General features: G+C 51.6%; 29 protein-coding genes and 1 tRNA gene. 25 read left to right on the plus strand and 5 right to left on the minus strand.

All coding sequences use genetic code 11. The features are described from left to right. The first annotated feature begins 10 nt into the window (after positions 1–10). Positions 11–892, plus strand: a complete 882-nt coding sequence (locus tag WCG50_RS00815; RefSeq protein WP_336897657.1) for a Dyp-type peroxidase — start codon at positions 11–13, stop codon at positions 890–892. 17 nt (positions 893–909) lie between these two features. Then, positions 910–1,773: a 4-hydroxybenzoate octaprenyltransferase gene (ubiA, locus tag WCG50_RS00820; RefSeq protein WP_336897658.1), complete on the plus strand. Its 864-nt coding sequence runs from the start codon at positions 910–912 to the stop codon at positions 1,771–1,773. A 71-nt stretch (positions 1,774–1,844) separates the two neighbouring features. On the opposite strand, the gene WCG50_RS00825 is transcribed toward ubiA, so the two are convergent. Together WCG50_RS00825 and proC are read right to left on the minus strand one after the other, a co-directional pair. Beyond that, a complete protein-coding gene (locus WCG50_RS00825) occupies positions 1,845–2,066 on the minus strand; it encodes a hypothetical protein (protein WP_336897659.1) in 222 nt (73 codons plus the stop codon). 120 nt (positions 2,067–2,186) lie between these two features. Then, the gene (gene proC / locus WCG50_RS00830; protein ID WP_336897660.1) at positions 2,187–3,002 is read right to left on the minus strand and encodes a pyrroline-5-carboxylate reductase; all 816 of its coding nucleotides are present in this window, start codon (positions 3,000–3,002) and stop codon (positions 2,187–2,189) included. 339 nt (positions 3,003–3,341) lie between these two features. Here proC and rplN point away from each other — a divergent pair, with 339 nt between their 5' ends. The 23 genes from rplN to WCG50_RS00945 all read left to right on the plus strand — a co-directional run bounded on the left by rplN (position 3,342) and on the right by WCG50_RS00945 (position 16,837). Next, positions 3,342–3,710, plus strand: a complete 369-nt coding sequence (gene rplN, locus WCG50_RS00835) for a 50S ribosomal protein L14 (protein ID WP_114972526.1) — start codon at positions 3,342–3,344, stop codon at positions 3,708–3,710. A gap of 9 nt (positions 3,711–3,719) precedes the next feature. Further along, a complete protein-coding gene (gene rplX / locus WCG50_RS00840) occupies positions 3,720–4,040 on the plus strand; it encodes a 50S ribosomal protein L24 (RefSeq protein ID WP_336897661.1) in 321 nt (106 codons plus the stop codon). A gap of 2 nt (positions 4,041–4,042) precedes the next feature. Then, on the plus strand, positions 4,043–4,582 hold the full coding sequence (rplE, locus tag WCG50_RS00845) for a 50S ribosomal protein L5 (protein ID WP_336897662.1): 540 nt from the start codon (positions 4,043–4,045) through the stop codon (positions 4,580–4,582). 8 nt (positions 4,583–4,590) lie between these two features. Next, positions 4,591–4,896 (plus strand): 30S ribosomal protein S14, encoded by a 306-nt coding sequence (rpsN, locus tag WCG50_RS00850; RefSeq protein ID WP_336897663.1) that lies wholly within the window; start codon positions 4,591–4,593, stop codon positions 4,894–4,896. An 18-nt stretch (positions 4,897–4,914) separates the two neighbouring features. After that, positions 4,915–5,310 (plus strand): 30S ribosomal protein S8, encoded by a 396-nt coding sequence (gene rpsH, locus WCG50_RS00855; RefSeq protein WP_336897664.1) that lies wholly within the window; start codon positions 4,915–4,917, stop codon positions 5,308–5,310. A gap of 26 nt (positions 5,311–5,336) precedes the next feature. Beyond that, positions 5,337–5,870, plus strand: a complete 534-nt coding sequence (gene rplF / locus WCG50_RS00860; protein ID WP_336897665.1) for a 50S ribosomal protein L6 — start codon at positions 5,337–5,339, stop codon at positions 5,868–5,870. Positions 5,871–5,881: 11 nt separating this feature from the next. Continuing rightward, positions 5,882–6,241, plus strand: coding sequence for a 50S ribosomal protein L18 (gene rplR, locus WCG50_RS00865; protein ID WP_336897666.1), 360 nt, complete (start codon positions 5,882–5,884; stop codon positions 6,239–6,241). 17 nt (positions 6,242–6,258) lie between these two features. Beyond that, positions 6,259–6,783, plus strand: a complete 525-nt coding sequence (rpsE, locus tag WCG50_RS00870) for a 30S ribosomal protein S5 (protein WP_336897667.1) — start codon at positions 6,259–6,261, stop codon at positions 6,781–6,783. Positions 6,784–6,797: 14 nt separating this feature from the next. Beyond that, the gene (gene rpmD / locus WCG50_RS00875; RefSeq protein ID WP_336897668.1) at positions 6,798–6,980 is read left to right on the plus strand and encodes a 50S ribosomal protein L30; all 183 of its coding nucleotides are present in this window, start codon (positions 6,798–6,800) and stop codon (positions 6,978–6,980) included. 10 nt (positions 6,981–6,990) lie between these two features. Then, complete coding sequence (rplO, locus tag WCG50_RS00880; protein WP_336897715.1) at positions 6,991–7,422, plus strand: 50S ribosomal protein L15; 432 nt, start codon at positions 6,991–6,993, stop codon at positions 7,420–7,422. 24 nt (positions 7,423–7,446) lie between these two features. Further along, a complete protein-coding gene (gene secY / locus WCG50_RS00885; RefSeq protein ID WP_336897669.1) occupies positions 7,447–8,757 on the plus strand; it encodes a preprotein translocase subunit SecY in 1,311 nt (436 codons plus the stop codon). Between the two features lie 14 nt (positions 8,758–8,771). Further along, positions 8,772–8,990, plus strand: coding sequence for a translation initiation factor IF-1 (infA, locus tag WCG50_RS00890; protein WP_007869286.1), 219 nt, complete (start codon positions 8,772–8,774; stop codon positions 8,988–8,990). Between the two features lie 69 nt (positions 8,991–9,059). Then, positions 9,060–9,173, plus strand: a complete 114-nt coding sequence (rpmJ, locus tag WCG50_RS00895; RefSeq protein WP_301077293.1) for a 50S ribosomal protein L36 — start codon at positions 9,060–9,062, stop codon at positions 9,171–9,173. Positions 9,174–9,197: 24 nt separating this feature from the next. Further along, a complete protein-coding gene (gene rpsM, locus WCG50_RS00900; RefSeq protein WP_336897670.1) occupies positions 9,198–9,563 on the plus strand; it encodes a 30S ribosomal protein S13 in 366 nt (121 codons plus the stop codon). Between the two features lie 19 nt (positions 9,564–9,582). Continuing rightward, positions 9,583–9,987, plus strand: a complete 405-nt coding sequence (rpsK, locus tag WCG50_RS00905) for a 30S ribosomal protein S11 (protein WP_114972515.1) — start codon at positions 9,583–9,585, stop codon at positions 9,985–9,987. A gap of 81 nt (positions 9,988–10,068) precedes the next feature. Then, positions 10,069–10,692 (plus strand): 30S ribosomal protein S4, encoded by a 624-nt coding sequence (rpsD, locus tag WCG50_RS00910; RefSeq protein WP_336897671.1) that lies wholly within the window; start codon positions 10,069–10,071, stop codon positions 10,690–10,692. Positions 10,693–10,803: 111 nt separating this feature from the next. After that, the gene (gene rpoA, locus WCG50_RS00915; RefSeq protein WP_336897672.1) at positions 10,804–11,793 is read left to right on the plus strand and encodes a DNA-directed RNA polymerase subunit alpha; all 990 of its coding nucleotides are present in this window, start codon (positions 10,804–10,806) and stop codon (positions 11,791–11,793) included. A gap of 76 nt (positions 11,794–11,869) precedes the next feature. Then, on the plus strand, positions 11,870–12,268 hold the full coding sequence (gene rplQ, locus WCG50_RS00920) for a 50S ribosomal protein L17 (RefSeq protein ID WP_336897673.1): 399 nt from the start codon (positions 11,870–11,872) through the stop codon (positions 12,266–12,268). A gap of 21 nt (positions 12,269–12,289) precedes the next feature. After that, positions 12,290–12,366 (plus strand) — tRNA-Met (locus WCG50_RS00925). 134 nt (positions 12,367–12,500) lie between these two features. Then, complete coding sequence (locus WCG50_RS00930) at positions 12,501–13,268, plus strand: DUF3348 domain-containing protein (protein WP_336897674.1); 768 nt, start codon at positions 12,501–12,503, stop codon at positions 13,266–13,268. Beyond that, positions 13,261–15,429 carry a DUF802 domain-containing protein gene (locus WCG50_RS00935; RefSeq protein WP_336897675.1) on the plus strand — a complete coding sequence of 723 codons (2,169 nt, stop codon included), beginning with the start codon at positions 13,261–13,263 and terminating at the stop codon, positions 15,427–15,429. Before WCG50_RS00930 ends, WCG50_RS00935 begins: the two co-directional genes overlap by 8 nt. Beyond that, positions 15,429–16,070, plus strand: a complete 642-nt coding sequence (locus tag WCG50_RS00940) for an OmpA family protein (RefSeq protein WP_336897676.1) — start codon at positions 15,429–15,431, stop codon at positions 16,068–16,070. The genes WCG50_RS00935 and WCG50_RS00940 overlap by 1 nt, the downstream gene beginning before the upstream one ends. Further along, positions 16,067–16,837, plus strand: coding sequence for a DUF2894 domain-containing protein (locus WCG50_RS00945; RefSeq protein ID WP_336897677.1), 771 nt, complete (start codon positions 16,067–16,069; stop codon positions 16,835–16,837). The genes WCG50_RS00940 and WCG50_RS00945 overlap by 4 nt, the downstream gene beginning before the upstream one ends. A gap of 65 nt (positions 16,838–16,902) precedes the next feature. On the opposite strand, the gene modC is transcribed toward WCG50_RS00945, so the two are convergent. The 3 genes from modC to modA form a co-directional block, all read right to left on the minus strand. Further along, entirely contained in the window at positions 16,903–17,973 is a 1,071-nt protein-coding gene (modC, locus tag WCG50_RS00950; RefSeq protein ID WP_336897678.1) for a molybdenum ABC transporter ATP-binding protein, read from the minus strand. Then, complete coding sequence (gene modB, locus WCG50_RS00955; protein ID WP_336897679.1) at positions 17,970–18,635, minus strand: molybdate ABC transporter permease subunit; 666 nt, start codon at positions 18,633–18,635, stop codon at positions 17,970–17,972. Before modB ends, modC begins: the two co-directional genes overlap by 4 nt. A gap of 87 nt (positions 18,636–18,722) precedes the next feature. Then, positions 18,723–19,478, minus strand: a complete 756-nt coding sequence (gene modA, locus WCG50_RS00960; RefSeq protein ID WP_336897680.1) for a molybdate ABC transporter substrate-binding protein — start codon at positions 19,476–19,478, stop codon at positions 18,723–18,725. Positions 19,479–19,640 lie beyond the last annotated feature (162 nt).

Raw genomic sequence — 19,640 nt, forward strand, 5'->3', positions numbered from 1 at the left:
AAGTGACCGCATGAGTAATTCGCAACCCGCCATTCTGGCGCCCGTACCGGCGATGGGGCGCTATCTCTTTTTCTCGATGGTGAACGTGGATGCCCTGTCCGCTGCGTTGACCCGACTGGTCGATGTAGCCGATGGCACGCAAACGTTGGTGGGACTGGGGCCCGAACTGGTCGCGGCGCTGGCAGTCCAGGTGCCGGGTTTGCATCCGATGCAGGCAATCTCGGGCCATGGCGTTGACGTGCCCAGCCTGCCGGTCGCCTTGTGCTGCTGGTTGCGCGGCAGCGACCGCGGCGATCTGGTGCATCTGACCCGAAAAATCGAGAAATCGCTGGCGCCCGCCCTGAAACTCACGCAACTGATTGACGCGTTTCGCCACGGCTCGGGCCGCGATTTGACCGGCTACGAAGATGGCACGGAAAACCCGGTAGACGAGGCCGCCGTGGAGGCTGCTCTGGTGCCGGGTGGGCAATCGGGTCTGGCCGGCTCCAGTTTCATGGCGGTGCAGCAATGGCTGCATGACCTGAACGCTTTCGATGCCATGGCGACTGTCGAGCAGGACAACACGATCGGTCGGCGCCTGAGTGATAACGAAGAATTGAAGGACGCACCGCCCTCGGCCCACATCAAACGCACGGCACAAGAAGACTTTGAGCCGCCAACTTTCGTGGTGCGCCGCTCGATGCCCTGGGCGCTGGGACAGCAAGCCGGGCTAGTGTTCGTGGCGTTTGGCAAGTCTTTTGACGCCTTCGAGGCGCAAATGCGGCGCATGGTCGGTCAGGACGATGGCGTGACGGATGCTCTTTTCAAGATTTCCAAACCCGTGACAGGCGCCTTTTTCTGGTGCCCGCCGCTGCACGAAGGCCGCCTTGACCTGCGCCTGCTCGGCTTGTGAGGGCGCCCACTGACGTGATGAACACGCGCCACAAACTGGCCTTGTATCTGGACCTCATTCGCTGGAGTCGCCCGGCCGGCTGGCTGCTGCTGCTGTGGCCGACTTTGAGCGCCTTGTGGATCGCCGCTGGCGGCTTCCCAGGGTGGCATTTGTTTCTGGTGTTTACCTTGGGCACGATCCTGATGCGAAGCGCCGGGTGCTGCATCAACGATGTGGCCGATCGGGAGTTTGACCGGCACGTCAAGCGCACGGCCCAGCGACCGGTGACCACGGGCGCGGTGTCCGTCAAGGAGGCATTGGTGCTCGGTGCGGTTCTGGCACTGCTGGCGTTGGCGCTGGTGCTCACCACCAACGCCGCCACCATTGCCTGGGCGTTAGGGGCTTTTTGTGTCACGCTGGCCTACCCGTATGCCAAGCGGTTTGTCGCCATGCCGCAAGCGGTGCTGGGTGTGGCCTTCAGCTTTGGGATTCCGATGGCCTTTTTGGCCGTGCACACCCAAGTGCCGCCGCTGGCCTGGTGGCTGATGTTGGGTAATTTGTGCTGGGTGCTGGCCTATGACACCGAGTACGCGATGGTGGATCGTGACGACGATCTGGCGCTTGGTATGAAAACATCGGCCATCACGCTCGGACGGATGGATGTGCCCGTGGTGATGTTGTGTTATCTGGGTTATATAGCTATTTGGGCTCTAGCCCCCGCTTCGCCTACGCAAGGAGCTATGTTTTATATAGCATGTTTGCTGGTGCTGGCGCAGGTGGTTTGGCATTTCACTCTGATTCGCAGACGCACGCGCGAAGGTTGCTTCAAGGCGTTTCGGTTGAACCACTGGCTCGGGTTCACGATGTTTGCGGGCCTTGCCGCTAGTTTTGCCCTGAAATAAAAAAGCCGCCTGGGAGGCGGCTTGGGTTGTGACAGGCAGCGTTGAAGCGCTGCTGTCGCAAGGCCTGCGATTTACTGTGCTGGCATGGCTTTGGCTTTGGAAGCCTTGGCCTTTTTAGCGTGCTTGGCTTTGTGCTTTTTAGCCGCTTTGGCTTTGGCTGGCTTGGCTTGCGTGGTGGACTGCGCACCAGAGGTCTGTGCGCCAGCGGTCTGTGCTGTTGCTGAAGTGGAAATCACAGCCAAAGGCAAGGCAATGATGGCTGCGCTGATCAGGGCGGAGAGAAGTTTTTTCATGAAGTGGTCCTTTGAGATAAATGTAAATCGCGTCTATCGGCCTCAAGGCCTGCTACGTGAAGCCCTACAACGTTCCCTGTGAGAAGGTGGTTGACTGTTTTTTCGCTGAATTGATAAGAATCAATTGCCGCCAAATTCATCGCCCAGTTCTTTGGCCCGTTGGCTGGCCGCGTGCATAGCCCGCACAAAGTGGGCTTTGATGTGGTCGTCCTCCATGGCGGTAAGTGCTGCATAGGTGGTGCCGCCCTTGGAGGTGACCCGCTGGCGCAGGGTTTCAGGGGTTTCATCTGAGGCGCGGGCCAGTTCGCCGGCTCCAATGAACGTGGCGACGGCCAGTTGGTAAGCCTGGTCGCGTCCGAGGCCAAGGTCCATGCCTGCTTCGACCATCGCTTCCATGAAATAAAACATGTAAGCCGGCCCGGAGCCAGACAAGGCGGTCACGGCATCAAGCTGCGCTTCAGCCTCTAACCAGAGAAACTGGCCGGTGGTGGCGATCACCTCACCCACCCACTTTTTATGTTCGGGCGTGACGGCGGGTCGGGCAAACAGGGCAGTGATACCTTTGCCGATCAGCGCTGGCGTATTGGGCATGGCGCGCACCACGAGGTCGGTGCCGAGCCAGTGGCCAATGCTGTCACTGCGGATGCCTGCGGCCACACTCAAATGCAGAGCGTTTGGGGTGTGAGGCTGGACCTGAAGTGCCGCTTCCTTGAAGGTTTGGGGTTTGACGGCCCAGATCACCAGATCGGCCGGGGCTAAAAATGCGCCAGCCTCGGCCTGCGCAGTGACGCCGTAACTGGACTGGAGTTTGTCACGGGCTTCTGCAAAGGGCTCGACCACCATCAAGTGGTCAGGGGCGAAGCCCTGTTTGAGTAAGCCGCCGATGATGGCGCTGGCCATGTTGCCGCCGCCAATGAATGCAATGCGCTTGCTCATGAGAGTCCTGTTCCGGTTGTCTGGGTGGTTTTGATATTAAATGCCACAAGGAGTGGCCACAGCACATGAGTCTAATCAATCACAGCCCCGTTACTTTCAACACATTTTTTGCACTCGGCGAAGAATTATTTGTGTTTGCCGTAATGAAAATGTTGACGGGTCGATAAAAGGGCTGCATAATCTAGGGCTTCGCTTGAAAAAGTATGAAGTGTCTGCCCAAAGGAAGTAGTGTGAGTGGTTCATGCTATGGACGACGGGCCCAAGACTGACTGGAAAGTTGCTAGCGGTAAGTTGAAAAACTGATGCGGGTAGTTCTGGTGCAAGTTGGGAATAATTGAAATGATCCAAGCTGAATCTCGATTAGAAGTTGCCGACAATACCGGCGCAAAGTCCGTCCTGTGCATTAAGGTGCTAGGTGGGTCAAAGCGTCGCTACGCAAGTGTTGGTGATGTTATTAAAGTAAGTATTAAAGAAGCTGCTCCACGCGGTCGCGTCAAAAAAGGCGAGATCTATAGCGCGGTAGTGGTTCGTACAGCCAAGGGCATTCGTCGTAGCGATGGCTCTTTGGTTAAATTCGATGGCAATGCAGCAGTGTTGCTGAATGCCAAATTAGAGCCCATCGGCACTCGCATTTTTGGACCAGTGACGCGTGAATTGCGCACTGAAAAGTTCATGAAGATCGTGTCTCTGGCTCCTGAAGTTTTGTAAGGACGCGCCATGAACAAGATTCGCAAAGGCGACGACATCATCGTGCTAGCAGGGCGCGATAAGGGTAAGCGGGGCAAGATTGCTTCGCGTAAAGACGACTCTTATGTGCTCGTCGAAGGCATCAACGTTGTTAAAAAACACACCAAGCCAAATCCTCTCAAGGGTACGGTTGGTGGAATCGTTGAAAAATCCATGCCAATTCATCAGTCAAACGTAGCCATTTTCAATGCTGCTACCGGTAAAGCTGATCGTGTTGGTATCAAGCTGGCTGCTGACGGCAAACGCTTTCGCGTTTACAAGTCCAGCGGCGAAGAAATCAAGGTGGCATAAGCATGGCTCGTTTGCAACAACACTATCGCGAAAAATTAGCACCAGAGCTGATGGCCAAGTTTGGCTATACATCTCCGATGCAAGTTCCTCGCTTGACAAAAATCACGCTCAATATGGGTGTGAGTGAAGCAGTGGCTGACAAGAAAGTCATGGATCACGCTGTTAGCGACTTGACAAAAATTGCAGGTCAAAAACCTGTGGTGACGATGTCCAAGAAAGCTATCGCTGGTTTCAAGATTCGTGAGAATCAAGCTATCGGCTGCATGGTGACACTTCGCGGTGTTCAGATGTTTGAGTTTCTTGATCGCTTCGTTACAGTGGCTTTGCCTCGTGTACGTGACTTCCGGGGTATCTCGGGTCGTGCGTTTGATGGTCGTGGTAACTACAACATCGGCGTCAAAGAACAAATTATTTTCCCTGAAATTGAATATGACAAGGTTGACGCCTTGCGTGGTCTCAATATCAGCATCACCACAACGGCCAAGACTGATGATGAGTGCAAAGCACTGCTCACAGGTTTCCGTTTTCCGTTCAAGAACTGAGGTGACCTGTGGCTAAGATGGCTTTAATCCAACGCGAAGCTAAGCGCGATAAACTGGTTGCCAAGTACGCGAAAAAACACGCGGAATACAAGGCAATTGCAAGCAACTTGAAGTGCACAGAAGAAGAACGCGCTGCGGCACGTTTGGCACTGCAAAAGCTTCCTCGCAATGCGAACCCGACTCGTCAGCGTAACCGTTGCGCGATCACCGGTCGCCCTCGTGGCACATTCCAGCATTTCGGTCTGGCTCGTGCAAAAATTCGTGAAATGGCTTTTGCTGGGGAAATTCCTGGCATGGTCAAGGCCAGCTGGTAAGCGGTAGGAGACATATATATGAGCATGAGTGATCCCATCGCCGACTTGTTGACACGCATTCGCAATGCGCAAATGGTAGCAAAAACTACTGTTAGCGTTCCTTCATCCAAAGTGAAGATTGCCATTGCACAAGTGTTAAAAGACGAAGGCTACATTGACAGCTTCAAGGTTAATGCCTTAGACGGCAAGCCAGAGCTTGAAATCGTTCTGAAATACTACGCTGGTCGTCCGGTTATCGAGCGCATTGAGCGTGTGAGCCGTCCTGGCTTGCGTGTTTACCGTGGCAGCGATGCCATTCCCCAAGTTCAAAACGGTCTGGGTGTGGCAATTGTCACAACTCCCCAGGGCGTCATGACTGATCGTAAAGCGCGCGCTACCGGTGTCGGTGGCGAAGTTCTTTGCTACGTCGCCTAAAGCGTGACATTGAGGAGAAACTGAAAATGTCCCGTATAGGTAAAATGCCCGTCGCCGTTCCGGCTGGCGTGGATGTCGTATTAAAAGATGACCAGATCAGCGTAAAGGGATCTGGCGGCGCTTTGTTCTTGACCCAAAATTCTTTGGTCAAAGTGACAAATGATGCTGGCAAGTTGAGCTTTCAACCTGCGAATGATTCCCGTGAAGCAAATGCCATGAGTGGCACTATGCGTCAACTGGTGAACAACATGGTCGTTGGTGTAACCAAGGGCTTTGAGAAAAAACTCAGCTTGATCGGTGTGGGTTATAAAGCCCAAGCCCAAGGTGCAAAACTGAACTTGACAGTGGGATATTCTCACCCAGTCAACAAAGATATGCCTGAAGGTATCACTGTGGCGACGCCAACACCCACGGAAATCGTGATTAAAGGTGCTGACCGCCAACGTGTAGGTCAAGTGGCCGCTGAGATTCGTGCAATTCGTCCACCAGAGCCTTACAAAGGCAAGGGTATCCGTTACTCGGACGAAAAAATCACAATCAAAGAAACCAAGAAGAAATAAGGAGCTGCAACATGTTGACCAAAAAAGAACAGCGTCTTCGCAGGGCTCGTCAGACCCGTATTCGGATCGCCTCACAAGGTGTAGCTCGTTTAACGGTAAACCGTACCAACTTGCACATTTATGCCAGCGTAATCTCTGGCGATGGTGGAAAAGTTTTGGCAAGTGCATCTACGGCAGAAGTCGAAGTGCGCAAAGCCTTGGGCGGCAAGGGTAGCAATGTTGCAGCTGCCCAAGCTATTGGCAAACGCCTGGCTGAAAAAGCCGTGGCGGTTGGTGTGGTTAAAGTTGCGTTTGATCGCTCAGGTTTTGCGTACCATGGCCGCGTTAAAGCGCTGGCTGATGCGGCACGTGAAGCTGGCTTGCAGTTCTAAGCAGATCGGAAATAAAGATGGCTAAATTTCAAGCAAAAATGCAGGGTAAGGCTGATGGGCCTGAAGACGGACTGCGTGAAAAAATGATCGCGATCAATCGCGTTACCAAAGTGGTCAAGGGTGGCCGTATTCTTGGTTTCGCCGCATTGACCGTAGTTGGTGATGGCGAAGGTCGCGTTGGTATGGGTAAAGGCAAGTCGAAAGAAGTGCCCGCAGCTGTGCAAAAAGCGATGGAAGAAGCTCGCCGTAATATGACCAAAGTCTCGTTGAAAAACGGTTCTATTCACCATAAGGTGATGGGTCAGCACGGTGCAGCTGCTGTCATGATGGCTCCGGCTCCTAAGGGAACTGGCATCATTGCTGGCGGTCCAATGCGCGCTGTTTTCGAGGTGATTGGCATTACTGACATCGTGGCTAAAAGCCATGGTTCAACCAATCCTTACAACATGGTCCGTGCCACACTAGATGCGCTCTCACATGCAACGACTCCGTCGCAAGTGGCAGCCAAGCGTGGTAAGACTATTGAAGAACTCTTCGTTTAATCGGGAGTCTCAATATGACAACACAACAAACTATCAAAGTGCAATTGATTCGCAGCCCTATCGGTTGCCAGGAATCGCACCGCGCCACCGTACGTGGCCTTGGTCTCCGAAAAATTCGCAGCGTTAGCGAGTTGGTGGACACGCCAGAGGTCCGCGGCATGATTAACAAGATCAGTTATCTGGTCAAAGTGCTTTAAGAGGTTGATGATGGAACTCAATGGCATCAAGCCTGCAGAAGGCGCTAAGCACTACAAACGTCGTGTCGGACGTGGTATCGGTTCTGGCATCGGTAAGACGGCTGGTCGTGGCCACAAGGGACAGAAGTCTCGTGCAGGCGGCTACCACAAGGTGGGTTTTGAAGGCGGTCAAATGCCTATGCAACGTCGTTTGCCAAAACGTGGTTTTAAATCACATTTGCTGAAATTCAATGCCGAAGTTACTTTAACTGCGCTCGAGCAGTTGGGTGCTACTGAGGTGGACTTGGTAACTCTGAAGCAAGCTGGTCTTGTTGGTGAGTTGGCAAAAGTAGTCAAAGTTATCAAGACTGGTGAACTCACAATTTCTGTGAAATTCACTGGGATTGGTGCGACTGCTGCTGCAAAGGTCGCGATTGAAGCGGTTGGCGGAAGCTTGGTCTAAGCTTGAAACTGAAAGAACACTCAAGTGGTAACTAACGCGTCTCAATTAGCAAAAACTGGTAAATTCGGCGACCTGCGTCGTCGACTTGTCTTTTTGTTGCTCGCGTTGGTTGTTTACCGCGTAGGTGCACATATTCCAGTACCTGGTATCGATCCAGCACAGCTAGCTCAGTTTTTCAAGGGTCAGCAAGGCGGCATTCTAGGTATGTTCAATATGTTTTCCGGTGGCGCTTTGTCCCGGTTTACTGTGTTCGCACTTGGAATCATGCCGTACATTTCTGCATCAATTATTATGCAGTTGCTCACTTATGTTCTTCCTGCCTTCGAGCAGTTGAAGAAAGAAGGCGAAGGCGGACGTCGCAAGATTACGCAGTACACACGGTATGGGACTCTAGGATTAGCGTTGTTCCAGTCAATGGGTATAGCTCTTGCCTTGGAAAGCTCCGCTGGCTTGGTGATTACACCTGGATTCGGTTTTCGTATAACGGCGATCGTAACGCTCACGGCTGGAACTTTGTTCCTCATGTGGCTCGGTGAACAAATTACTGAGCGCGGCTTGGGTAACGGAATATCGATTCTGATTTTTGGCGGTATTGCTGCTGGATTGCCAAATGCAATTGGTGGATTACTTGAATTGGTGCGTACAGGCGCAATGAGCATTATTGTTTCCTTGTTCATTGTCATTCTTGTCGCGTTAGTCACTTTCTTCGTTGTGTTCGTAGAGCGTGGACAACGAAAGATACTGGTTAACTACGCAAGACGCCAGGTAGGTAATAAGGTTTATGGCGGTCAGTCTTCCCATTTGCCGTTAAAGCTAAATATGGCGGGCGTGATTCCACCGATTTTTGCTTCATCGATTATCTTGTTGCCCGCTACAGTTGTTGGTTGGTTTAGTGCTGGTGATTCAATGCGTTGGCTCAAAGACATTGCTGGATCATTGACACCCGGACAACCCATCTATGTGATGCTTTATGCTGCTGCGATCATATTTTTCTGTTTCTTTTACACGGCATTGGTTTTCAATAGTCGTGAGACAGCCGATAACTTGAAGAAAAGTGGTGCGTTTATTCCTGGCATTCGTCCTGGTGATCAAACGGCTAAGTATATTGACAAGATATTGTTGCGTTTGACTTTCGCTGGTGCAATTTACATCACGCTGGTCTGCTTGTTGCCTGAGTTTCTTATTCTCAAGTACAACGTTCCGTTTTACTTTGGTGGTACTTCTCTTTTGATTATTGTTGTTGTGACTATGGATTTCATGGCGCAAGTTCAGAATTACATGATGTCGCAGCAATATGAATCGCTGTTGAAGAAGGCTAATTTCAAGTCTTCATAAGGCGATTAGGTTATATGTCAAAAGATGATGTTATTCAGATGCAGGGTGAGGTTGTTGAAAACTTGCCTAATGCAACATTTCGTGTGAAGCTAGAAAATGGTCACGTTGTACTAGGTCATATTTCGGGGAAAATGAGAATGCATTACATTCGAATTCTTCCAGGAGATAAAGTAACCGTCGAATTGACGCCTTACGACCTGAGTAGAGCGCGAATCGTTTTTCGAGCTAAATAATAGAAATATTAATGTTTGTGTCTTTCGTTCATTACGGCGAAAGGTTTCCATAAGTTTTAGGAGAATGATATGAAGGTTTCGGCTTCGGTCAAGAAAATTTGCCGTAACTGCAAGGTAATTCGGCGTAAGGGCGTTGTTCGCGTGATCTGTTCTGATCCACGCCACAAGCAGCGCCAGGGTTAATTGCAAGAGTTTTAGAGGACGAAAATGGCACGTATCGCTGGCATCAATATTCCACCGCAACAGCATTCTGAAATTGGTTTAACCGCCATCTTTGGAATCGGTCGCACCAGAGCTCGCAAAATTTGCGAAGCTTGTGACATTGCATATTCCAAAAAAATCAAAGATCTGACTGATAGCGACTTAGAAAAAATTCGCGATCAGATTGCTCAGTTCACCATCGAAGGTGATCTGCGCCGCGAGACCACGATGAACATCAAACGTTTGATGGACATTGGTTGCTATCGTGGATTTCGGCATCGTCGTGGACTGCCAATGCGTGGTCAACGCACACGCACAAATGCACGTACTCGCAAAGGCCCGCGTAAGGCTGCTGCTTCATTGAAGAAATAACAGGGATTGAAAGACCACCATGGCAAAAGCTCCCGCCAATAATGCAGCACAACGTGTTCGCAAAAAAGTTCGTAAAAATGTAGCTGACGGTGTTGCACACGTTCACGCTTCGTTTAATAACACGATCATTACAATCACCGATCGTCAAGGCAATGCGTTGTCTTGGGCATCGTCCGGTGGACAAGGTTTCAAAGGTTCGCGTAAGTCGACTCCATTTGCTGCTCAAGTAGCTTCTGAAGTTGCTGGTCGCGCAGCCATTGAACAAGGCATCAAGAACCTTGATGTCGAGATCAAAGGTCCAGGACCTGGTCGCGAATCTTCGGTTCGTGCGCTTGCCGCCCTTGGTATTCGTATCAATATGATTGCTGACGTTACGCCTGTGCCACACAATGGTTGCCGGCCTCAGAAGCGTCGTCGTATTTAATTTTTAACAAAGCCCACCGCCACTGGTTGCTCAACCGGTGGCTCCCGCATTTATTGCGGCAGTTGACATAAAGGAAGATCAGTGGCACGTTACCTCGGCCCCAAGGCCAAATTATCCCGCCGTGAAGGCACAGACTTGTTTTTGAAGAGCGCTCGTCGTTCAATTGGCGACAAGGCTAAATTCGATTCCAAGCCAGGTCAGCACGGTCGCACTTCAGGTGCCCGTACTTCTGACTACGGTCTCCAACTCCGTGAGAAGCAAAAAGTCAAACGTATGTACGGTGTGCTCGAAAAGCAATTCCGTCGTTATTTTGAAGAAGCTGATCGTCGTAAAGGTAATACGGGTGCAAACCTGTTGACTTTGCTTGAGTCGCGCTTTGACAACGTTGTTTACCGTATGGGCTTTGGATCAACACGTGCAGAAGCTCGTCAGTTGGTGTCACACAAGGCTATGACGGTTAATGGCAAGTCTGTCAATATACCTTCGTACATGGTTAAAGTTGGTGACGTCATCGCTGTTCGCGAAAAGTCAAAGAAACAGAACCGAATTGCTGAAGCGCTTCAGTTGGCCCAACAAGTTGGTTTGCCAGCTTGGGTTGAAGTCAGCGTCGAAAAAACAGAAGGTACTTTTAAGTCTCTTCCTGATCGCGATCAGTTTGCTGCTGATGTCAACGAATCCTTGATCGTTGAGTTGTATTCTCGCTAATTGCGAAATTTGGTCTATTCGAAATCGTTCCTGGGTTGTAGTTGCCTACAACCTAGGTGCTCCGTCAGCCTTACCGGTGTAACGTACCGGGGGTATTGAGAGGAAGTCTGCATGCAAAATAACTTACTGAAACCCAAAGCAATTAACGTTGAGCAGTTGTCTGCTAACCGTGCAAAAGTTGCTCTTGAACCTTTTGAGCGTGGTTATGGCCACACATTGGGTAATGCCCTTCGTCGGGTGCTTTTGTCATCGATGCCCGGTTTTGCAGCCACTGAAGTGACGATAGCTGGTGTGCTTCATGAGTACTCTTCGATTGATGGTGTCCAGGAAGATGTTGTAAACATTTTGCTTAACCTTAAGGGTGTGGTTTTCAAACTCCATAACCGCGATGAAGTGACATTGAGCCTTCGTAAAGATGGTGAAGGTGTGGTCACTGCAAGTGACATTCAAACACCTCATGATGTCGAAATCGTCAATCCAGGTCACGTTATTGCTAATTTGTCACACGGTGGCAAATTGGACATGCAGATCAAGGTTGAAAAAGGTCGTGGCTATGTTCCAGGAACTATGCGTCGACATGCAGACGAGCCAACCAAGTCGATAGGCCGTATTGTTTTGGATGCCTCATTCTCCCCGGTGAAGCGTGTTAGCTACACCGTGGAAAGTGCTCGCGTTGAGCAGCGTACTGACTTGGACAAGCTCGTTGTCGATATCGAGACTAACGGTGCAATATCTGCGGAAGATGCGGTTCGTGCTTCTGCTAAAATTTTAGTTGAGCAATTGGCTGTATTTGCGCAGCTTGAAGGTAGCGAGCTTGCCGCCTTTGATGCGCCTGCACCAAGAGGCAGCACACAGTTTGATCCGATTCTTCTGCGTCCAGTTGATGAACTTGAATTAACCGTTCGTTCAGCCAATTGTTTGAAGGCAGAAAATATTTATTACATCGGTGATCTTATTCAGCGTACAGAGAACGAGTTGTTAAAAACTCCTAATCTGGGCCGTAAATCATTGAATGAAATCAAAGAAGTTTTGGCTTCGCGTGGTTTGACTCTTGGTATGAAGCTTGAAAGCTGGCCACCGGCAGCTCTCGAAAAGCGTTAATTTTTGAGCTTCTTGAGCTCAGTGACTCGAGTAGTACCTAGTACGGCTACTTGTTAAATATAAATAGGAAATTAAAATGCGTCACGGACACGGACTACGTAAACTTAATCGCACTAGCTCACATCGTTTAGCTATGCTTCGTAATATGATGAACTCGCTCATTGAGCACGAAGTCATCAAAACAACGCTTCCAAAAGCGAAAGAATTGCGTCGCGTCATTGAACCAATGATTACATTGGCCAAGGTCGCTACCGTTGCAAATCGTCGCTTGGCATTTGATCGTTTGCGCGATCGTGACAGCGTTGTTAAATTATTCAATGTTTTAGGACCACGTTTTAATGCGCGTCCAGGTGGCTACACACGTATCCTTAAAATGGGTTTCCGTGTTGGTGACAATGCGCCTATGGCATTGGTTGAATTAGTTGATCGCGGTCCTGTTGAAAATGAAACAGTTGCCGAAGTTGAAGCTAATTAATCGGTTATAATATATGAATACCGCGCGATGGAGCAGCCTGGTAGCTCGTTGGGCTCATAACCCAAAGGTCGTAGGTTCAAATCCTACTCGCGCAACCAGATAGATATGGGGCTTTCCCCATAAGAAAACGCCAACTTTAGAGTTGGCGTTTTGCTTTGTGTCGGGTTATCTGTGTGCCGCAAATATGTGGATTCACACACCATGATTATTTCAATTTGGATTAAAGCAACCTATGGCGCGACCACTAACGCGTACAAACTTCCACAGCTCAAAACTCGTTCGCATTTTGGATGCACTGACCGTCGTGGTGTCCAGTGATTCGGAGATTGATTTTGCTGAAAAGTTGGGGCAATGGGTTGATATTGCTGATGCTATTAGACTTCGAGTTGCGACCAATTTAGGCCCGTTTACCACTGAATCTCCTGAGCAATCCAACACGTGCCCAGGCGCTGATGAAGAGTACACCCGAATTCGCGCTTCCTTGGAGAATTCCATCGCGATGCGTGGTTCGCCTACAGTGGATAGAGCGCAAATTCAAATCATGTCATCAACGCTTAACGAGACTATGGATGTTTTGTCAGCCTATGAACCCTATCGGCGCTTCTATCTTGCACATCAACGTGACATGGATTTGAGCGTTCGATCATTGCGGGTAAAGGTACGGGACATGCTTGTTAAGACTTCTCCAGCGCTCAAGCAACTTGCGACCATAGATGCGGCTTTCGACGAAATACTTTCTGAAAGAGAGGGTAAGTTGTTCGCATCAATACCTATGCTACTTTTAAAACGGTTTGAACAATTGAACTTGGAACATCGACAGTTGAATGTCGATACACCACAAGCATCTAGCTCTGACTTGAGGGTTAAACCGGGTGCATGGTGGGATCGTTTTTGTAATGAACTACGTACTGTATTGCTGGCTGAATTAGACGTTCGGTTGCATCCAATACAGGGGCTCATTGAAGCCTTTAATCACGAAAAAAGAATCAGCTATGAATAGACATTTTTTCACTGTCGTCTTTGTCATGGGTGCGATGGCCGTTGTGTGGGCTGGTTCCGGATTTATCGGTACGAATCATCTTGCGCTGTTGATGACCGTAATCATTGGCATGGTCTACGTATTCGGTTCTCTTGAATTATTCCGTTTTCGACAGGCAACTTCAACCTTGTCAACGGCGTTAGCGACGATTCCTGGCTCTCTCACTAATCTCGATGACTGGCTAGTCAACGTGCCATCTTCATTGCAAAATCCAGTGCGTATGCGCATAGAAGGAGAGCGCATTGGCTTGCCTGGCCCCTCACTGACACCCTATTTGGTTGGGTTGCTCGTGATGCTGGGGATGCTCGGCACGTTTTTGGGTATGGTTGTCACACTCAATGGCGCCGTATTTGCCTTGGAAGGCACGTCAGATCTTCAGTCGATTCGCTCAGCTTTTGCTGCCCCGATAAAGGGCCTGGGATTGGCATTTGGCACGTCGGTGGCTGGAGTTGCTTCCTCCGCTATGCTGGGGTTGATGTCAGCCCTCAGCCGCCGAGAAAGAATGCTGTCAGCGCAGTTGCTCGATGCAAAAATTGGCACTATTTTTCGCGTTTTTTCTCTTACGCATCAGCGTCAGGAAACTTTCAAGGCACTTCAGCTTCAATCACAAGCCTTGCCTATGGTGGTTGATAAGTTGCAAGCGATGATGGTGCAGATGGAACGCATGAGTCTGCAGTTGAATGATAGATTGATGACCAATCAGGAAAGCTTTCACATTGATGTCAAAAATGTTTATACCGAGTTAGCTCAGTCAGTTGATAAATCACTCCGAGACAGCCTGACTCAGAGTGCTCATATTTCCGGTGAGAGTCTCAAGCCTATTGTCGAATCCGCGATGGCGAGGATTGCACAAGAGGCGAAGTTGATGCACGAACGCATGATCGATTCAGCTCAGTTGCAACTCGATGGAATTTCTACGCGGTTCAGCACGACAGCCTCCATCGTGGCCGATACTTGGACGTCAGCGCTCAGCAGCCAAGAACGGTCAAATGAAACGCTGGTCACAGAGGTGGGGCAGTCGTTGGAAGCATTCAACGCAACATTCGATAAGCGTTCCGTGGCGCTTCTAGTTGCGGTTAACGATGCGTACGGCAAGTTACAGACCGACCAAACCTCAAATGACAAAATGCGCCTGGATGCGTGGTTAGGTTCGTTAGAGAAAATGGCATCGGAGCTGAATCTTGAATGGCAACAAAACGGATCGAAAACGCTCAACCAGCAGCAGGAAATTTGCAACACATTGGCCCAGACCGCTCATGCAATAACTGGGCAGGTGCAAATGAGTGCCAGCCAGACTCTCGGCGAGATTGCGCGCTTGGTGGCGAGTTCAGAAGAGTTGAATCGTTCTCGAATCGCTTCTGAATCAGACTGGGTCAAAGAACACAGCGAACGCATGGAGCAACTCTCCAACATGTTGCGTACCGAACTCGGCTCGCTCAGAGATGAGGAAGCGTTACGCGGGAACGCAGCCGTTGAGCGATTGGGTCAATTGCAGGCAGCACTGACCAGCCATCTAAGCACCTTGGGCATGGCACTAGAAGACCCGATAACCCGACTCATTGAAACCGCATCGGATGCCCCGCGCGCGGCGGCAGAGGTCATTGGACAACTACGCAAGGAGCTTACCCACAGTGTTGCTCGCGATAACGAGCTGCTTGAAGAGCGAAGTCGCATCATGGAAACGCTGAACTCACTACTCGGCGCAATCAACCAAGCCTCCGTTGAACAGCGTGCGGTGATCGAGACAATGGTGGCATCTTCATCCGTGGCACTCAACCACGCTGGCAGCGAGTTTTCAGAAAAGGTGGGTGCTGAAGCGGCCAAGCTTTCTGAAATTGCAGCCCACGTCACCAGCAGCGCGGTAGAGGTATCGAGCCTGAGCGAGTCCTTCAGTTTTGCTGTGCGCTCATTCAGTGATGCCAACGAGAAAATGATTATGAACCTGCAACGCATCGAAGGCGCGATGGATAAATCCATGGCGCGAAGTGATGACCAAATGGCTTACTACGTGGCTCAGGCACGCGAAATCATTGATCTGAGCATCATGTCCCAAAAAGATATTTTTGAAGAGTTGCGTCAACTCCCAAGCAAGCAAACCTTGTTAACTGACGAGGTCAACTGATGGTTGACAGAGATTCGGGCATGGAGGAAACCGCGCCAGTCTGGGCCGTTTTCGGCGACCTGATGTCGGGTTTGCTGGGGGCTTTTGTGCTGTTGTTGGTAGGCGTTCTGGTGGTTCAGTTGCAACTGACAATGCATTTGGAAACCGAGGTGAAAAAGCGGCAAGTCGAAGAGCAGCGTCGTATGGCCCTTGAAAAAGCGTTGGCCATTCCACTGGCCTCAGGACGAATAACTTTGAATAACGGACGTATCGGTATCAGCGGCCGAGTTTTGTTTTCCTTGAATTCTGACCAATTGCAACCCGGTGGTCGGCAGCTCTTGAATAGTCTGGTCATGCCATTGCGGGCATATTTGACGTCACGGGATGAACTACTGATGATCAGTGGATTTACGGATGACAGTTCGATTCGCGAAGGCAACAGCCGGTTTGCTGATAATTGGGAACTCTCAGCCCAGCGGGCATTGACCGTAACGCGTTCATTGATCGAGGAAGGAATGCCCTCGTCAATGGTATTTGCTGCAGCCTTTGGCGCTGAACAACCGGTCACGCCCAATGTGGATGAGTCGGCGCGCTCTCAAAACCGGCGGGTCGAAATGGCGCCCGTGCCGAAGAACAGCAACTCTAAAAATCCGTCGCCATGACTGCGTCTGAAGTCAGCGAAATACATATTTCGCCAGTGAGTCAGTCGATGGGTTTCAGTTGTGAGATCGCATCTTTACGCCAAGTCGGTGCAGATCAGTATGACCCGGTGCGCCTCCATTACCTTGAGGTTTTGGCTCAACGTGCGAACGCGCAGCAAGGAGCAGTCAAACGGATTCTCGATGCCAAACTGATGCAAGGACTGGCAGATTTTAGAGAGCGGTTCACGCAAGCGCAGAGTGATGCCGAGGATGCCATCACCCTTGTTGGGCTGCAATATCCGCAGGCAACTGTCGATCTGCAGAAGTTATTTAACGCCAGTAAATTCTCAGGCGTGAGCCAATACATCAAGGCGCTTAAAAGCAGTGACCCACGAGCGTCTTTGGGCGATCTCATCCGCTCGATTGATCAACATTCCCCGGGACCTGTTGAGGGTCGTCTGGATGCAAATATCGGCACCAAAACCGAGTTGAAATCGGTACATTATTTTAGAAATACCTGGTCCAAGCTCAGCGCGGATAAGCAGGTAACTAAAGCACTTGACCAGGCGCCCAAGAACGCCGGGCCCATCAATTCTCACAGGCTGGTGCTTCAGTCGCTGGCTTTAATGCGCGATATCTCGCCTGATTATCTGAATCGTTTTGTATCCTATGTTGACACCCTGCTGTGCCTTGATCAGCACAATGAAAAAAAACTAGCGCTTGCCAAAGTAGCCGCCGAGGCTGAAAACGGCAAAAAAATGAAAGCTCGCCGCGCCCGAACCCGCTGATATGACTTTTGTCCCAATGACTCGTGTTTTTGCAGCGGCTGCATGAAATGCAAGACGTGTAGTGGCTAGCCAATCAAGGCCACGGCCTTGATCTGTACCCAGACTAGCTTGTTCGAAGCCAGTTCCAAACTGGCCGCAGAGCGCCGGGTCAGGCGCGCTAGCAGGGGTGAAGCGCCCAAGCGCAAACGAAGCAGGGTCAGTGCAGGGTGGTAATCCGTAGCGATCTGGTCCACCGTGGCGGGCAGGCAGTTCTGGATGCTGATGCCGCTGACAGGCGCCAGCGCAATGCTGACATCACGCGCCAATATGCGCACCCGAACGCTCTTACCGATGGCGTGACCGGCGTCGCGTACCCACAGGCTGCCACCTGCAAATTCAACGCGTGCCAAGTGCCAGGCGGTATCAAGCTCGGCCACCACGGCTTGCAGCACGACACCTGCGTCCTCACCCAGATGCAGCGGAAGATCAAGTCGTGCCATGGTTTCGGTTAAGGGGCCGACTGCCAATGCGCGGCCTTGCTGCATGACCACGAGGGTGTCCGCCAACCGAGCGACCTCGTCCGGCGCATGGCTGACGTAGATCACCGGAATATCCAGCTCATCATGCAGGCGCTCCAGATAGGGTAGAAACTCGTTCTTGCGTGCGACGTCCAGGGCCGCCAGCGGCTCGTCCATCAGCAGCAAACGCGGGCTGGTCAGCAGCGCGCGGGCAATCGCCACTCGCTGGCGTTCGCCACCGGAAAGACCTTGCGGCATACGCTCCAGCAGATGCGCAATGCCCAGCAGGTCGACGACGCTATCAAGCTCGATGCGCCGTTCAGCCGGTGCCACCCGCGCCTGACCGTACAGCAGATTGCGCCGCACACTCAGGTGCGCAAAAAGGGCCGCTTCCTGGAAGACATAGCCCAGGGGGCGCTGGTGCGTCGGCATGAAAAACGCGTCGCTTTGCCAAACTTCGCCATTCACCGTGAGCTGCCCAACGGGGGTGCGGGTAAGACCGGCCATGCAGCGCAGCAAAGACGTTTTGCCGCAACCCGAGGGGCCGAACAGGGCGGTGACCCCTTTGCCTGGCAACTCCAGGTCCACATCAAGCTCGAAACCCGAATAGCTTAGTTTGAAGCGCGCCTGAATACTCATGGCTGGCGGTTCCATCCGCGGCTGTACAGCAGCAACAGCACCAGAAACGAAAAGCCCAGCATGCCACCGGCCAGCCAATGCGCATGGCTGTATTCGAGGGCTTCCACATGGTTGTAAATGGCCATGGACAGCACCTGGGTTTGGCCCGGAATGTTGCCGCCAATCATCAGCACCACCCCAAACTCACCCACCGTGTGGGCAAAACCAAGAACAGCTGCCGTGATGAACCCCGGAAGGGCCAAAGGCAGGGCCACGCTGACAAACGCATCCCAGGGCGAGGCGCGCAAGGTGGCGGCGGCTTCCAGGGGTTGATCCCCCATGGCGGCAAAGGCCTGCTGCAGGGGTTGTATGACAAAGGGCATGGAGTAGATGACCGAGGCCACCACCAAGCCCGAGAAGGTGAAAGGGAGCAGGCCCAGGCCCAGTGCTTGGGTAAGCTGGCCCACTGGCCCCTGCGGCCCCATCAGCACCAGCAGATAGAAGCCCAGCACGGCGGGTGGTAGCACCAGCGGCAAGGTAACGATCGCACCCACCACATTTTTAAGCCTTGAGCGGCTGCGCGCCAGCCACCATGCGATGGGCGTACCTAAGGCAAGCAGCAGCAGCGTGGTGAGACCGGCCAGCTTGGCGGTCAACACAATGGCGATGACATCAGGGGACATGGAGAAATTTGGGCTATTCTTATTTGGCGAAGCACATACTGTAGTCGCTGCATTCTCCTCTTGGTTCTGCACGCGTTCTTTGCATGTTTAAGACAATTCGTAGCCAAAGGACTTGATGATGGCCCGGGCTTTGTCAGTTTTCAGGAATTTCATCAGGGCCTCCGCGGCCGGTTTGCCTTTGCCCTTGTTCAGAATGACAGCGTCCTGACGGATGGGGGTATACAGGTTGGGTGGGACCAGCCACGACGAGCCTTCAATCTTGCCGCCTTTGAGCACTTGTGACAGTGCGATAAACCCGAGTTCGGCATTGCCGCTGCTGATGAACTGATAGGCCTGGGAGATGTTTTCTGCAGTCACGATCTTGGGCTGCACAACGCCATACACCCCCAACGCCTTCAGGGTCTGCATGGCCGCTGTGCCATAGGGGGCGAGCTTTGCGTCTGCCATGGACAGATGTTCAAAACGCCCCGTCTTCAAGACATCGCCCGCAGCATCCACCAGCCCCGGTCTGGCCGACCACAGCACCAGTTTTCCGACCGCGTAATTGAATTGGGTTTCTGCGACGGCTGTATTTTCTTTGACGAGTTTGGCCGGTGTTTCGTCGTCGGCTGACAGCAGCACTTCAAAGGGTGCGCCGTTTTTGATCTGGGCGTAAAACTTTCCTGTGCCGCCATAGGACGCCAGCACCTTGTGACCAGTGTCCTTCTCGAATTCGGCGGTAATGCGCTTCATGGGCCCAGTGAAGTTGGACGCCACGGCAACGGAGATTTCATCGCCTTGGACCGGACATGCCAGCACTATCAGGGAGGTCCAAAAAAAGGCTTGTAGATGCCAAAGTTTCATGCCAACACCAATATTTAAAACAAAAAATAAATCTAAGCCAACCGTCTATCATGCGTTGCCGGTGAAGCGCTGTTAGCTACCCGATTTGACGTCAACACCACGCTGTGAAAACTGCGCGATCTTTTCTCCGACTCACACCAATTAATTGTCATGCCAATAGGG

Source organism: Rhodoferax sp., from assembly GCF_037143375.1.
In the GTDB taxonomy this organism is placed as follows: Bacteria; Pseudomonadota; Gammaproteobacteria; order Burkholderiales; family Burkholderiaceae_C; genus Rhodoferax.